Here is a 15,706-nt window from a genome sequence, read left to right on the forward strand (position 1 = left end):
ACCCTCCTCACTTGGAAAATTGCTTCAGCACACTCATTAATTCTTCAATCGACTCCTGTCCTTCCCCTTTCTTAATGGCGTCGCTGACACAATGGTTGATATGCCGTTCCGTTACCGAAAAACCGACATTCTTCAATGCAGATTGAATCGCACTGATTTGAACTAAAATATCCATGCAATAACGATCCTCTTCCACCATTTTCTGGACGCCACGCACCTGGCCTTCTATTCGCTTTAAACGGTTGACGATTTTATCCATTTCCTCTTTCGTTCTTGGAGTACTTGGGTGATCATGCAAGAATTTCTCTTCCACAACAATCACTTCCTTTTACTTTTATGTTTATACTATACCCCCGTACCGTATTTTATGTCAAATAAAAAACGTTTGCAGCCTTTCCACATACCACGTATTTCTTTTATGGTAAGAAAAGTGCAGGGCTCCTGTTTATAGGAGTACAGGCAAATCCGCCACCTCCTGTGGAAGGCCTGCTGGATCCACATTGTGCGGGCCTCAGACAAGCATAGGTTGGAACCATCAAGGATTGTCCGTTCTTTTCCACCCGGACGTTCTTTAAGGCCTCAAAGGGTAAGTATTCAACATCTCTCTTGAGCTTATACTTAACCGACAAAAAAAGACTGTTGGGTTAACAGCCTTTTTTCCTCTTACTTGTCCTTATTAAAACGCTGATAGTTTTTATTGCCACCGGAAAGATTATAGACTTCTTTAAAGCCTTTATTCCTCAACACATTCTGTGCCGCATTTCCTGTTACGCCCTTATTACAATACGTCACAGTAGGAACATCGGGATCCAAACCTTCAGCTTCTTCACGTAAATTCGCCAATGGAATATTGACGGCTCCCTCCACGTTCGATACTTCAAACTGCTTTGCCGCTCTCGTATCAATGATTTGGAGACGCTCTCCGCTTTCGGTTCGGTCTGACAATTCCTGAGGTGTCATCAGTTTATTTTTCTTCTCGATCGCATTTGTCAAAGCCATACCCGTATACAATACCGGATCTTTCGTTGTACTGAACGGCGGGGCATATGCTAAATCCAAATGGAAAAGGTCTTCCGCTTTAGCTTTAAAGGAAATAGCGGTGACAAACACGTCAATTCGCTTGTCCACACCCTCTTCCCCTACAATTTGCACTCCTAATATCCGGCTTGTTTTTCTGTCGGCAATTGCTTTGATCACTAATTCTTTGCCACCTAAATATTCCGCCCTTGCCGGTTTAATGTTATGAAGCACCTCGATATCGAACCCTTCAGCCAGGGCGTCTCTTTCGCTCAAACCTGTATAACCCACCGCCAAATCAAAGACCCTTAGAATACCAGTTCCCAAAATCCCGCGGTGTTCTAAATCGCCACCTGTAATCACATCGCCGGCAATTCGTCCCATTTTATTAGCGGTAGAACCCAATGGACGGTAAAGTGCATTACCAGTGACGACGGAAAAGCTTTCAGCAACATCCCCGACGGCATAAACATCCGGTACATTCGTTTGCATTTTCGTATTCACTTTGATAGCACCAGATGCACCAAGCTCTACCCCGATAGATTTAGCGAGACTTGAATTGGGTCTTACTCCAGTCGCTAATATCACCATATCAGCATCAACGGCTTTTCCGCTTGCCATCTCTACTCTATGTGGGGAAATTTTCGCAGCCTCTTCGTTTACTAACAAGTTGACCCCGTAGTTTCGCATATGTTCTTCAACCCGAACGGCCATATCCCTGTCTAAATGGGACATAATTTGGCCGCCCCGCTGCACGATCGTCACTTCCATCCCTTTATGGGTTAACTGTTCCGCCATTTCGAGCCCGATGAATCCTGCCCCTATGATGGTAACCTTTTTCGGTTGATTCACAGTCATAAACGATTGAATGGCAGCTGTGTTTTGAATAGTACGAACATGAAATACATGGCCGAGCTCAACACCATCAATCTGAGGAGTGATTGGTGACGCACCAGTTGCAAACACTAATGTATCATAATTATCTTGTATTTCCTCACCGGTCTCCAAGTTCTTGACAGTGACTGTTTTCTGGTTTGGTTCAATGGCCGTCACCTCATGACGGGTATGAATATCCACGTTATACCTTTTTTTAAACCATGCTGCATTTCTTGGTGTCAAAGTTTCTAGTTCATCAACCTCTCCACCCAAAAAGTAAGGAATTCCACAGATAGAATAGGAGATATCATAATCGGCATTATACAAGGTGATTTCCGCGTTTTCATCATTCCGGCGCGCTTTTGCTGCTACAGATGTACCCGCAGCCACCGATCCAATAATAATTAGTTTCATAAGACTAGGCCCCCTAGCGTTTTTGTTTTTTTAGCAACATTGATCCATGCCGAGTAAAGTGAAGTGCGAACCTTCCAGCGTTTCTTCATTATCAAGCGTTAATTCTGCCACCGTATCTTTTACCTCTTTATCAATTGCTACTTGGATTCCGTCAATTTCTTCGATAATATCATTCTCTCCCGGTGCATCCAGGGAAATTCCGAGTTGTGGGCCGCAGCAGCCTGCTCCCATCGAATAAAAACGAATCCCTTCTGCGTTTTTTTGTTCCAATAACTCGTTTATTTTCTTATTTGCCTTTTCCGTAATATTCATTTCGAACCCTCCCGTTTTTCAAACTAATTCTTTCCATTGTTCATATCCTATTTTTTGTTCTTTCCTCCAAGGAACTAGCGCACTATTAGCCGCTAACTCTTCACTGACTTGCCTGATCCATTGTTTTTCGCTTGCAGCACGCTGCTTCAATAGCTGATCGGTTGTTTGTACAGCATATAAACTTTTGTTGATTACCCACCACTTTGGCCGGATTTCCGCTCGTTTCAAGTCATCCTGCAGGCGGTCTGCTTCAAAAACAGGGGTGGCTTCTGGCAACGTCACAATCACAACACTCGTTTCATCCGGGTTGCGTAAACGCGGCAAAAGTTTCCGAACACTTTCCGGAACTTCCCCTGTCGACCGACTCATTTCCTTATGATAGGCTTCTGAAGAATCCAGCAAGAGCAACGTATGCCCGGTCGGTGCGGTGTCAACGACGACCATCTCCTGTTCGGATTTGTCTATCACATCGGCAAATGCACGGAATACAGCGATTTCCTCCGTACAAGGTGATTCCAGGTCCTCCTGCAAGTAGGCAAGCTCTTCTTCTGTTATATCCCCCGCTGCTGTGATTACTTGCTGCTTATAATTTGCTACTTCCACAGCCGGGTCGATGCTGCTGATTGTCAGGTTGTCATGGATGGCATTGTGCCGAAACATATCATCCAAATGTGCTGCCGGGTCGGTCGTTGTCAAGTGAACCTTGTGTCCTTTTTCGGTGAGTCCCACCGCAATTGCGGCTGCCGTCGATGTCTTCCCGACTCCTCCTTTGCCCATCGTGAAAATGACGCGGGTATTTCTTACGGAAAAATCGTTCACCACCTCTTTCAAACCGGGCAATGCCTGGATCTCCATTTCATCATCCTTCACGCTTTCATGTTCAAACGGTTGATTGCTTACGATTTGGCGCAAGCTGTCAATTCCCGTTAACGAATAAGAAACATAGGGCATGTAAAGCAGTTTGAATTGTTTCAAGCCTTCCGGTAATTGGCGAAGTGCATATTGCTGTCCTTCATAAAAAGCCGTTGATATCTCGTCTTCCGGATCATGATGGTGAAGGAGACCGTTGATAACCACCAATTGATTTTCGATACCTATACTCCCCAGTTCTTTCGAGGCACGATTCGCTTCTTTAAACGTAGATTCCTCCGGCCTGGCAACTAAAATCAGTGTGGTTTTTTCAGCGTCGGACAGAGCATTTACAGCCTTTTGGTACATCTCCTTCTTGTCACCAAGTCCTGATAAGGGACCCAAGCATGAAGCACCATGGGTGCTTTCTTCCAAATAACCCGTCCAGGCAGCAGGAAGTGATAACAAACGGAGAGTATGACCGGTTGGCGCTGTATCAAATAACACACGGTCATATTGAGCAAAAATCCCTTCATCCGCAAGTAAATGGGAAAATTCGTTAAAAGCCGCAATCTCTACCGTGCATGCTCCAGATAACTGTTCCTCCATTTGTTGGACGACGGATGCAGGAAGTTTATCCCGATAGGGACCTACTGTCTGTTCCCGGTACACCCTTGCCGCCTCTTCCGGATCGATGTTACTTACATATAAATTTTTAACGCCATAAATTTCAACAGCCTCCCGCTGTACTTCGATACCGAATACATCTTGCAGATTGGAGGCCGGATCCGTACTGACTAACAGGACTTTTTCGCCTTGGTCGGCAAGCGCCACTGCTGTGGCACAAGCCAAAGAGGTTTTCCCGACCCCTCCTTTTCCAGTGAAGAACAAGTAAGGTGTTTCAATCTGTTCATTGGGACGATATAGTGGATACATCTGTTCTTCTCCTTTGTTAATCAAAATTCACAGATACACGGACACGAGGCTTTAGTGTTAGTTCCTCTGCCTTCACTTCCAGCCATGTAGCGAACTCTTCATTCGCTGGATACTCTCCGATTTTGACGACTTCCCCATCTAACAGGATGACAGGAAGCGCATCTGCTCCTTTTTCTTGCAATACGTTATTTACCGTTTCATTATCGGTGAAAGCAGCCGGTTCATTGGCTAAATTAAATCGTTTAATGTCGACTCCTTTTTGTTCTAATGAATAAACGGCGGAAGCGACTCTTGTTAAATCCGGGTCCACACTCGGACCGCACACACCCGTCGAACAGCACATCGCCGGATCAAAAATTTCTACTTTGCTCATTTCTATCCCTCCAACATGAATGAATTTTAGCGATCGTTTAAAAGGACACACTCCTGATGCCGCACGCATGCAGCCATCCGATCTCCAACTAAAGAATGAGTAGCGTCAGGTACAGGCCGACAAGGGTAATGAACAGGATGGGAATCGTTAAAACAATCCCTGTTTTAAAGTAAGTCCCCCACGAAATTTTGACGCCTTTTTGCGACAACACATGAAGCCATAACAAGGTTGCCAGAGAACCAATCGGAGTGATTTTCGGCCCCAGGTCGGAACCGATGACATTGGCATAAATCAGCGCTTCCCTTAGCACTCCGGAAGTATCAGTCTCTGCAATCGCAATCGCATCGATCATCACCGTCGGCATGTTGTTCATGAGCGACGACAATATTGCCGCAATAAAGCCCATCGCTACCGTACCGGCAAATAGACCTTGTTCTGCACTCGCCTGGATCAGGCCGGCCAATACATCAGTAAGCCCGGCGTTTCGCAGACCAAAGACCACCACATACATACCAATCGAGAAGAACACAATTTCCCACGGTGCTCCTTTTATTACACCTTTTGTATCCACTGCCTTGCTTCCCCTGGCCATGAAAATAAAGAAAATCGCGATTACGCCTGCGACAATCGAGACCGGCAGTGCAATAAATTCACTTGCGAAATAACCGATAAGGAGTATCCCGAGTACATACCAGGAAAGACGGAACATCTTGATATCCTTAATCGCATCGATCGGTTTCTTTAATTCGGTTAAATCATAATTTCTCGGAATGCCCTTTCTAAAATAGATCAATAATACCATTATCGTGGCACCTAAAGAGAAAAAGTTCGGGATAATCATCCGTGACGCATATTCCACAAATCCGATATGGAAAAAATCTGCCGAGACGATATTCACCAAGTTACTGACAATCAATGGCAGTGAAGTGGTATCGGCAATAAAGCCACTGGCCATGATGAATGGAAAAATCATTTTTTCCTGGAAATTTAAATTTCGGACCATTGCCAATACGATAGGCGTCAATATTAACGCCGCTCCGTCATTGGCGAAGAAAGCCGCAACAATGGCACCCAACAAGCTGACATAGATGAACATCTTCGTGCCATTCCCTTTAGCGGCACGGGCCATATGTAACGCAGCCCATTCGAAAAAGCCTATTTCATCTAAGATTAACGAAATAAGAATAATCGCAACAAATGCCAGCGTTGCGTTCCAGACAATTCCGGTTACTTCTACAACGTCGCTAAAGTCAACGACACCGACAATTAAAGCCAGGATGGCCCCACCGATCGCCGACCATCCGATTGATAATCCTCTGGGCTGCCAAATCACCAGCACTAATGTTGCCAAAAAAATAAACACAGCTAGTATAAGCGAAGCTGTCACTCGTTTCCCCTCCAATTTAACAACAAGTAATCCGTGTTCCGTTCTTTTCTAATTCTTTTAATTTATCTTCCTGATCAGGTAGCTGACCAAGGATTTGTTCGACAAAAGGAAAGTACTCGTGGTTCTTATTAATCGAATAAAAAATCCACTGGCCCCTTCTATCCTCTTTGACAAGCCCGACGTCCCTTAATTTACGAAGATGTTGACTGATAGACGGCTGGCTGGCTTGAAAGATTTCTACAAACTCGCATACACAACAATCATTGTTTTCCAAAAGCTTCACCATGGTTAAGCGTGTTTTGTCCCCTAACAGTTTTAAAATCAAAGCCGCTTTTTCCATCTCAATTGTTGTTTTTGTCACATAAGATCCCTCCCTGTTCATTCCCTTATCAATATATAATAATTTGCTTATATATTCAAATCATTTTGCTTATTGCGTAGTGGACAAGGGGCTATCCACTATCTTTACATAGGTAGGATTCAATCGGATAAAATGCCATCTTTAATACTTAATTGTCTCCAAGCTTTGTTTATGACATTAAAAAGACTGCCAGTCCAGTTTACGCTGGTCTGTACAGCCTTTTAAGTTTTTCTGCCAGAAGTTAATAAGGATCTGCTTCGTGGCTTTTCTTCACTGCATCTTCTGTTGCTTCATGCTGCGCTGTAGAACCTCGGCCATATTTGGATTCCCCTGCTTCACGGCCGGGAACTTTACTGTCACCCTGCATTTTCTTCATTTCTGCCATTTTCGCTTGAATGCCTTCTTTAACCCGGCGCCCATAGTCTTCATCGGCCTGGGTGAAGTGCTCGATCATCGCATCTTGGATTCGTTTATCGCAAATCGCGAGAGCATCTGATAGGTTTTTTATTAACTCCTCACGTTCCCAATCATCAAAGCTGCGGTAGGTGTGGCCGGCCTGGCCGTAATTATTGGTGCGGTCGATCGGTGCACTCATGGCCGTCGCATTATATTCCGGCTCGTGGGGCGGTGTTTTTGATCCATCCGCTTCCTGGAAACCGCCGACCATGGAAGGCTCATAGTTAATATGCGGGTTGTCTCCTGATTCCCGCGGATCCCGGGTATCCATTTGGCCGCGCTGCTGGTTCGTCCGAATGCCTGTCTTAGGCGCATTGACAGGAAGCTTCAAGTAGTTTGCGCCAACACGATAGCGCTGGGTATCAGAGTAGGAGAAAGTACGACCTTGTAGCATTTTATCATCCGAAAAATCCATTCCATCTACCAGGACACCTGTACCGAATGACGCTTGTTCGATTTCTGCATGGAAATCCTCAGGGTTACGGTCCAGTACCATACGCCCTACCGGCAGCCATGGAAACTTGTCTTCCGGCCAAAGCTTTGTATCGTCAAGCGGATCGAAGTCGAGCTCCGGATGGTACCCGTCTTCCATGATTTGAACAAACAATTCCCACTCCGGGTATTCTCCCCGCTCAATTGCTTCATATAAGTCCTGGGTCGCATGTCCAACGTTCTTCGATTGAATCTCGTTCGCTTCTTCTTGTGTCAGATTTCGTATCCCTTGTTTCGGTTCCCAGTGGTATTTTACCAACACTGCTTCCCCTTTGTCGTTCACCCATTTGTACGTGTTCACCCCGGATCCCTGCATATGGCGGTATGTAGCTGGAATACCCCACGGTGAGAACAGGAAGGTAATCATATGGGTAGCTTCCGGCGTACGGGAAACGAAATCAAACATTCGCTCAGGACTTTTTATATTGGAGGCCGGATCTGCTTTAAATGCATGAATCATATCCGGAAACTTCATGGCATCGCGGATGAAGAAGATTTTTAAATTATTTCCTACCAAATCCCAGTTGCCATCTTCCGTGTACATCTTTACGGCAAATCCTCGGGGATCGCGATCGGTTTCCGGAGCATCTTTCGCTCCTGCAACTGTGGAGAAACGAACCATTAAAGGGGTTTGCTTGCCCGCCCCAGAAAATACTTTCGCACGCGTGTATTTCTCAACCGGTTCGTCTCCGACTTTTCCATAGGTTTCGAAATACCCGAATGCTCCAGATCCTCGTGCATGCACGACCCTCTCCGGTACTTCCTCCCGGTCAAAATGGGAAATCTTTTCGATGAAATGATAATTTTCAAGTGTGGCCGGACCGCGATTGCCAATCGTACGGATGTTTTGGTTATCAACCACAGGACGCCCCTGGCGCGTGGTCAACGTGTCGCGTTCCACGTCTTTCCCCTTTGCTGAATTCTTATCTTTGTTTTCTTCCATACTGAAACCTCCTCAGGTATAGTCACGCTTACCTTGCCTCTTAATGGAGGAGTTTATTCAATAGGAAAGAAAGGATAATTCATTATTTCCATACACCTATCCCGGACGCCTCTACAGAGTCTCTGAACTGTTTAACTAAGACGATGGTAAGCAGAATTAATCGTGTATATCTTTTTCCAATTCTTTATAAGCAAATAAAAAATTCTTATATGTTTCTTCCCCAAAACGGCTTTCTTTCCTTTCAAAAAAATGGTTAAAAACTATCTCTTTAGCTTCTTTTAATGAACATTCGTTTGCATTCAAAATCAATTTTATATAAGATTTAAAGTAATTTTGCGTTAAAGATCCTCCATGATTGACGACCATTGTTTACCTCTTTTCCCGGTCTTACCGTTTATTTTTAACCTTACCGTAAGGAAGGTGGATTAGTCGAAAACAAACAAAGGACTCTCTGAAAAAGTCCTTTGTTTTGTCGGCAGGAAAAATGCTGGGCTGGTTAATTTATCAAGCTTCTTTCTCTTGTTTATCACTTTTCTGTTCTCCGGTTTTACAACAGTTACTTTCATCTGCTTTTACTTCTTCAATTTCAATACTGCAGCAATCTTTACTAGATCTAGAGAACAACTTTTTAAGACCGGGCTTTTTTTCTGCCATGATTATCACCCCCTTCATAGGATTACTTGAACGATAAATCCTGTACTAATGGCAACAAATAATATTGATACCACAAAGGCAACAACTAATTTCTTTTTAAACAGCTTGCTTAATAAAATCACCTCAGGGATACTTGCTCCGGCTCCACCGATTAATAGGGCGATAATCGCTCCAATTCCCATGCCCTTACCTACCAAAGCATCTGCAATAGGCAAGATTGCTTCTGCACGAATGTACATTGGAATACCGATAACGGAAGCTATTGGAATGGTCCATGGTTTATCCCCCCCTGCATATTTGACAATAAAATCCTGAGGGATGAAATCATGAATAAATGCTCCAATAAAAACACCAATCAGCAAGAAAGGTAGCAATGGATAAAAGAATGACCATGCATCTTGAAGAGCTAATATCCACTTCGATGTAGCAATACCATCGCCTTCGTTCTCACTTTTTCTGACTTTTACTTCTTTAACGGAATGGTTAAGACCTAAGGCATTCCAAACAACTCCGATAAGAATGGAAAATACCCCAACAATTACGACATAATAAAGGGTCAATTTCCACCCAAGTAATGTCCAAAGTAACAGAACAATGACTGGATTCAAGAGAGGGGAAGCAATCAAGAATGACATTGATGGACCAAAAGGTGCCTTGGAAGATAATAAGCCCGCTAAGATTGGTATGGTGGAACATGAACAAAACGGGGTCAAAGCACCTAGACCTGTTCCATAAAGATAACCACTCCATTTATTCGGACGATCGAAAACTCTTTTAATCCTCTCTTCAGTAACCTTTCGCTGTAACCAGCTCACCAAAAAGCTGATAAATATAAATAGCAATGTCAACTCTAAAAAAAGCGTCAAAAATGTTTTTAAAAACTGCAAAAAAACATCCATCTTTTCCCTCCATCCCTTCGTTTCACATCAAAAAAAGTTGATCTATTAATCAAATTTTTTTGATGTATAACTTAAAATTTTTTATTTTTTCTCAGGATAAAAAATACAGCATAACTCTTCTGACAGCAGTCCTCTTACTTCCTCTTCATTCAAACGATAATAATTCCAAGTGCCGATCTTTTCTCTTTCAATTAGATTGACATCAAGCAAAATCTTTAGATGATAAGATAATTTTGATTGCGATAAACCTATAATTTCGGTTAAGTCACAGACACATATCTGTCCTTTTTGGTTTAACTCATACATGATTTTCAGGCGGAGTTGATCAGACAAGGCTTTAAATTTCGCTTCGTATGTTTTAAACATTTCTTGTTGATTAATATCACTTGTATATTGTAAACCCATCTAAGATTCACTTCCTTACATCAATTTTATTTGATTTAATGTTATTGTATTATTCATTATTTCAAATTGCAACCTTTTAAATCAAATTTATTTGATGGATTTGTTATAGTTATCTCTTACACACGATTTTGCGAATAAGCATTGTCCGATCAAAAATATAAGTTTTCAACCTTGTCATCCGTGACTCCAAATCATATTGATTTATAAAAGCAATTAAACCGGCCGGACCGTAATTTCATTTACATTTATGTAATCCGGCTGGGTCACAGCATAAACGACCGCCTTCGCAATATCGGTTGTTTCGAGTTTTTTCCGGTCGCTTTTAAATGGACTCTCAGAGCTAAAGGTTCCCCTTCCTCCCTGAGGGAAGAGGGGGCTTAACGAAACGGTCAACCCTGACCGTTTCACTGCTTGTTTTGGTCGATCTTTATCCCGATGAATTTTGTTTCGGTCATGTCTTCGATGGCATATTTTACGCCTTCTCTACCCACACCGCTTTGCTTCACGCCGCCATATGGATGATTATCCTGCCTGTACGTCGAAATTTCATTAATCCAGACGCCGCCCATTTCCAATCGGTCGGCAACCCGCATTGCCCGGTTGATATCTTTTGTAAAAACACCAGCCTGCAGTCCATAAATGGAATTATTGGAATAGCCGATTACTTCTTCTTCTGTACGAAATGGAATGACGGACACAATGGGAGCGAATACTTCTTGGGCAATGATTTTCATGTTTTCATCCACGTTGGTCATGAGCGTAGGGGTCAAGACCGCGCCGTCTTGTTCACCGCCGACCTCGATTTTCGCTCCCTTTTCTACCGCATCGTCAATCCACTGCTTGGCCCGTTCTGCCTCTTCTTGATTGATCATTGGACCAATGTCCGTCTTTTCATCGAGCGGATCACCAATGCGCAATGCGTTTATTTTTTGGATATAAGACGAAAGGAAGTTATCATAAATCTGTTGATGGACGTAAATCCGCTGGGCGGAAATGCACACCTGGCCGGAAAAGGCAAATGCCCCTTTTACCAGCTCTGTGGCAGCGTCTTCGATGTCGGAGTCCTCAAACAAGATGTTCGGGGAATTGGAACCGAGCTCTAACGTAACTTTTTTAAATCCAGCTGTTTCCCTGATGTTCTTGCCTACTGCAAGACTGCCGGTAAAGCTGATTTTATGGACGTGGTCATGCGTTACCAGGGGGGCGCCGACTTCCTCGCCAGTACCGATAACCAAATTGATTACTCCATCCGGCAGTCCCGCTTCCTGAAACAGCTTTACAAGCTTATAAGCCGAAATCGGCGTTTTTTCCGCCGGCTTGAACACGACTGTGTTACCTGCAGCCAGCGCCGGAGCCAGTTTATGAAGCGAAAGGTTTAAAGGAAAGTTAAACGGTGTGATGGCCCCAACAACTCCCAACGGCTCCCGCTTTACCAGCCCGATTCGGTGCTGGCCTCCGACTGCGGCATCCATCGGCACCACTTCTCCTGTAATATTTTTGGCCAACTCAGAAGCGAAACGGAGGACCTGGATGGAACGCTCGACTTCCCCGCGGCTATACTTTATCGGTTTTCCTGCTTCCTTACAGATTGTGGTTGCAAATTCATCTGTTCTTTTCTCTAACAAATCCGCCGTTTTCCGTAAAATATCTGCGCGTTCATGCGCTGGCATAGCCTTCATCACAGAATGAAACGTTTCGAAGCTGCTGGTTACCGCGTCATCAAGGTCTTTCTTGGCAGCAAGCTTTAACTCGGCAACCTTTTCGTTGTCAAAAGGATTATGAACCGCCATTGTTTGCCGGTTCTCTTCTATTCTTTCTTGCCCATTGATAATGGACCCTATTTTCATCATAAGACGTCCTCCATTCAGCAAATGATATTTCCCAGCTTTTCTGTAAGCTTCATATTTTCCCGATAATCGACTGGGCAATCGATTAGTACGGGCTTATTCATCGAGAGCGCTTTTTCGATGGTCGGTTTCAGTTCGTTTGTCTCTGCGACCTTCAAGGCCTCGAAACCATAGGAATTGGCAAGCTGGCCGAAATCCGGATTGCCGAATTTAATATAAGAGGAACGGTTAAAAGCTTTCATTTGATGCCATTCAATCAAACCGTATCCTTCATCACGCCATAAAAGGATGACAATCGGTACGTTCAGGCGTTTGGCAGTCTCCAACTCTGCACTGGTCATCTGAAACGATCCATCACCACATACAGCAACCACCTGACGTTCCGGGTGTACCAATTTAGCAGCGATGGCACTGGGAACTGCCACCCCCATGGATGCCAAACCATTGGAAATGAGACATGAATTCGGTTGATAACAATGATACATTCTGGCCATCCACATTTTGTGTGCGCCCACATCCGAGATGACAATGCTGTCTTCCTTCATTGCAGCACGTAAATCGGAAATGATTTTTTGCGGTTTCACAGGAAAGGATGTATCGTTTTGAAATGATTCCAGTTCACTGAATGCCTTTCTGCGAACATGGGATACCCACGTTAAATCTCTTTCTTTTTCCGAAAGTCCCTCTTTTAGTTTAAGGATGTTTTCTTGCAAATTCCCGACTACCTGTAATTGAACTGGATAGCATGCATCGATTTCCGCTTCCTGCGTATCGATGTGCAGGACGGGGGTCTGTCCCTCGGGATTCCAGCTTTTGGGCGAATACTCCGCCATATCGAAGCCAATCGCTATAACCAAGTCTGATTCATCAAATCCGCAGGTAATATAATCATCACCGCCAATTCCGGCGGTCAGCAAGCTGTGCTCATCGGTCCATGGTACTGCGCCCTTTCCCATAAAAGTATGTACAACCGGGAGATTTGTCTTCTGTACCAGAGATTTTAACGCTTCAGCAGCATTTCCCCGTGTCACCCCATTTCCGGCTAGAATTAGCGGATGGCTCGCCTGTTCTATCATTTCGGCCGCCTGATTAATCACCGGTTCATCTGCTTCTGAAAGCTGGTGAGAAACAAGATTTAGAGGGGAACTGTCCACCTCCATTCCCGCAATATCTTCCGGTAGTTCAATATGCGTTGCTCCGGTCTTTTCCTGTGTAGCAACTTGAAAGGCCTTCCGCACTACCTCTGGAACAATGTCAGGCGTCTTTATCTGGGCATTCCATTTCGTCACTTTTTCATATACCGAAACCATGTCATAGTATTGGTGGGAAACTTTGTGCTGGCGGCCAAGTCCTGCCTGCCCGGTGATCGCCACGATCGGACACAGGTCCATGTTGGCATTGGCGACACCTGTCAATAAATTGGTTGCACCAGGCCCCAGTGTTGCTAAACAGACACCTGGTTTTCCTGTAAGCCGGCCGTATCCCCCTGCCATAAAAGCTGCACTCGTTTCATGCCTTGTCAAAATAAATTGAATCGTTGAGTCATGGAGCGCATCCATGACATCGATGTTTTCTTCTCCTGGCACACCAAAAATATATTCGACTCCTTCGTTCTCCAAGCATTTGATCAATAGTTCTGCTGCTTTCATTTATCGCCCCTTCTTCCGCTTAAGAAATATCATTTACATGTTTCGGTCGTACCGCCGATTGATAAATGTCTTCCAACGACCATGTCCTGCCTTTTTCATCCCGATAAACAATATGGTCTCTCGTGAACTTGGCCGGTGAGTCCAATCCTGCCGCCGCAGCCAGCCGGAAAAGGCCTTTGCGCATAGTAATCACATAGTTTGCCGTCCGCCACTTTTTCTCTTCGATTACGAGTCCTTTTTGCAATTCAGGATCTGTAGTTGCGACGCCGACCGGACAGGAGTTGGATTGGCATTGTAGCGCCTGGATGCAACCTACTGTGATCATAAAGGCCCTCGCGATATTGACAAGATCCGCCCCCATTGCCAAAGCGATGGCAACTCGGTCTGGCGAAAACATCTTTCCGGATGCGATAATTTTTACGTTGTCCCGCACCCCGTATTTCCGAAGGGCATGATCGACTAACGGCAGCGCCGACCGAATCGGCAACCCGACACTGTCCGCTAATTCCTGGTACGATGCTCCTGTACCGCCTTCCCCGCCATCCACCGTAATGAAGTTCGGTCCCATACCCGTTTCTTTAATTGCTTTTGCAAGGTCATCAGCCTCCTCACGGCTTCCGATTACCACCTTCATACCGATAGGCTTTCCGGCATGTTCCCGAACCTTTTCCATAAATTCAAATAAAGAAGGAAAGTCACTGAACTCTCGAAAACGATTGGGACTGTCGATCGACTTATAAGGCTCTACCATTCTTATTTTGGCAATTTCTTCAGTCACTTTCTCCCCGTCGACATGGCCGCCTCGTGTTTTGGCGCCTTGGGCAAGTTTTAACTCGAATGCCTTCACTTCTGGAATGTTGCTTTTTTCCAGCAATGCATCCCAACTAAAATTCCCTTGCATATCCCTGACTCCGAATAACCCCGGGCCGATTTGCATGATAATATCCACGCCGCCCTTTAGATGGTAGTCAGAGATCCCCCCTTCCCCTGTATTCATCCAGGTGCCTTTCGCAATAGCCAATCCTTCCGAGAGGGCAGTAATGGCTCGTTCACCTAAAGAACCATAACTCATTGCAGACATACCAATCTGACCTTTCACCTTAAACGGATGCCTCGTATTTTCTCCAATCACGATTGCATCATCCTCTTCCAATAAATAAACAGGGGATTCATCTCTATCTAATCGCTCTTTCCTTTGGGCGAATAAGGGTTCATTAATCAATAGATAGCGCTCGGTCGTGACTTTCGTCTGCCTATCCATCTTTAATTCTTCTGTTAAGTGAGGGAACATCGAATTCCGGATATAGTATCCAGGCTCATCAAAATCACGTTGCGAGCCAAATCCAATGACATCCCGCTTGTACTTCGCCTTTTTCACGATATTTTGATAGTCATTCCGTGAAAAAGGCTTCCCCTCCCGGTTATTGTTGAACAAATATTGCCGCAGCTCGGGGCCAATGCTTTCCAGGAAATACCTGACTCTCCCGATCAGTGGATAGTTACGAAGAATAGGATGTTGTTTTTGCCTTTTATCCACTCTGTATAAAAAGATTCCAAGAACCAGGAGCACAATAATTAATATCGTACAGGCGATAAATCCGATGACCGTAAAAATGTTTGCAATGTTCACATGCCATTCCTCCTGCGTAAAATCGCTAATGGTAGTATGGGCGTTTGGGAATTTTATTATGAATGGAGGAATTGTGACTAAAGAAAGTATGCGGTCTGACATGTAGGTGGGTCCGTAAAAGGAGTAAGGAGAATATGGAGCTTAGGTTAATTAGTGAGATATAGAGGGCATTTCGCATTATATTTCATTTTATTTTTATCTGAAAT

The 15,706-nt window shown here is 44.4% G+C and carries 15 protein-coding genes and 1 pseudogene; all 16 read right to left on the bottom strand.

Annotated features, from left to right (window positions below; translation table 11 throughout):
* Positions 1-7 precede the first annotated feature (7 nt).
* Positions 8-259 (bottom strand): metal-sensing transcriptional repressor, encoded by a 252-nt coding sequence (locus BLR82_RS16375; RefSeq protein WP_074600585.1) that lies wholly within the window; start codon positions 257-259, stop codon positions 8-10.
* Between the two features lie 404 nt (positions 260-663).
* Positions 664-2,307, bottom strand: coding sequence for an FAD-dependent oxidoreductase (locus BLR82_RS16380; protein ID WP_074600543.1), 1,644 nt, complete (start codon positions 2,305-2,307; stop codon positions 664-666).
* Between the two features lie 30 nt (positions 2,308-2,337).
* The gene (locus BLR82_RS16385) at positions 2,338-2,619 is read right to left on the bottom strand and encodes a HesB/IscA family protein (RefSeq protein ID WP_074600544.1); all 282 of its coding nucleotides are present in this window, start codon (positions 2,617-2,619) and stop codon (positions 2,338-2,340) included.
* Between the two features lie 18 nt (positions 2,620-2,637).
* On the bottom strand, positions 2,638-4,404 hold the full coding sequence (gene arsA, locus BLR82_RS16390) for an arsenical pump-driving ATPase (RefSeq protein WP_074600545.1): 1,767 nt from the start codon (positions 4,402-4,404) through the stop codon (positions 2,638-2,640).
* A gap of 16 nt (positions 4,405-4,420) precedes the next feature.
* Positions 4,421-4,777 (bottom strand): arsenite efflux transporter metallochaperone ArsD, encoded by a 357-nt coding sequence (arsD, locus tag BLR82_RS16395; RefSeq protein ID WP_074600546.1) that lies wholly within the window; start codon positions 4,775-4,777, stop codon positions 4,421-4,423.
* Between the two features lie 88 nt (positions 4,778-4,865).
* Positions 4,866-6,164 carry an arsenic transporter gene (locus BLR82_RS16400; RefSeq protein WP_074600547.1) on the bottom strand — a complete coding sequence of 433 codons (1,299 nt, stop codon included), beginning with the start codon at positions 6,162-6,164 and terminating at the stop codon, positions 4,866-4,868.
* Between the two features lie 16 nt (positions 6,165-6,180).
* Positions 6,181-6,525 carry an ArsR/SmtB family transcription factor gene (locus BLR82_RS16405; protein ID WP_281242224.1) on the bottom strand — a complete coding sequence of 115 codons (345 nt, stop codon included), beginning with the start codon at positions 6,523-6,525 and terminating at the stop codon, positions 6,181-6,183.
* Between the two features lie 241 nt (positions 6,526-6,766).
* Entirely contained in the window at positions 6,767-8,416 is a 1,650-nt protein-coding gene (locus BLR82_RS16410) for a catalase (RefSeq protein ID WP_074600549.1), read from the bottom strand.
* A 156-nt stretch (positions 8,417-8,572) separates the two neighbouring features.
* Positions 8,573-8,782 (bottom strand): hypothetical protein, encoded by a 210-nt coding sequence (locus BLR82_RS16415; protein WP_074600550.1) that lies wholly within the window; start codon positions 8,780-8,782, stop codon positions 8,573-8,575.
* Positions 8,783-8,920: 138 nt separating this feature from the next.
* Positions 8,921-9,070, bottom strand: a complete 150-nt coding sequence (locus BLR82_RS21170; RefSeq protein WP_175486841.1) for a hypothetical protein — start codon at positions 9,068-9,070, stop codon at positions 8,921-8,923.
* A gap of 14 nt (positions 9,071-9,084) precedes the next feature.
* Positions 9,085-9,969, bottom strand: a complete 885-nt coding sequence (locus tag BLR82_RS16420; protein WP_074600551.1) for a permease — start codon at positions 9,967-9,969, stop codon at positions 9,085-9,087.
* 81 nt (positions 9,970-10,050) lie between these two features.
* Positions 10,051-10,335, bottom strand: coding sequence for an ArsR/SmtB family transcription factor (locus BLR82_RS16425; protein WP_425440909.1), 285 nt, complete (start codon positions 10,333-10,335; stop codon positions 10,051-10,053).
* Positions 10,336-10,587: 252 nt separating this feature from the next.
* Positions 10,588-10,698 (bottom strand): annotated as a pseudogene (locus BLR82_RS21390) (oxidoreductase); the annotation flags it as partial.
* Positions 10,699-10,778: 80 nt separating this feature from the next.
* Entirely contained in the window at positions 10,779-12,224 is a 1,446-nt protein-coding gene (locus BLR82_RS16435; protein ID WP_074600553.1) for an aldehyde dehydrogenase family protein, read from the bottom strand.
* A 14-nt stretch (positions 12,225-12,238) separates the two neighbouring features.
* The gene (locus BLR82_RS16440; protein WP_074600554.1) at positions 12,239-13,870 is read right to left on the bottom strand and encodes an acetolactate synthase large subunit; all 1,632 of its coding nucleotides are present in this window, start codon (positions 13,868-13,870) and stop codon (positions 12,239-12,241) included.
* Between the two features lie 19 nt (positions 13,871-13,889).
* Positions 13,890-15,500, bottom strand: a complete 1,611-nt coding sequence (locus BLR82_RS16445; protein ID WP_074600555.1) for an FMN-binding glutamate synthase family protein — start codon at positions 15,498-15,500, stop codon at positions 13,890-13,892.
* Between the last annotated feature and the right edge of the window lie 206 nt (positions 15,501-15,706).

Source organism: Sediminibacillus halophilus (assembly GCF_900103695.1).
GTDB classification, from domain to species: domain Bacteria; phylum Bacillota; class Bacilli; order Bacillales; family Amphibacillaceae; genus Sediminibacillus; species Sediminibacillus halophilus.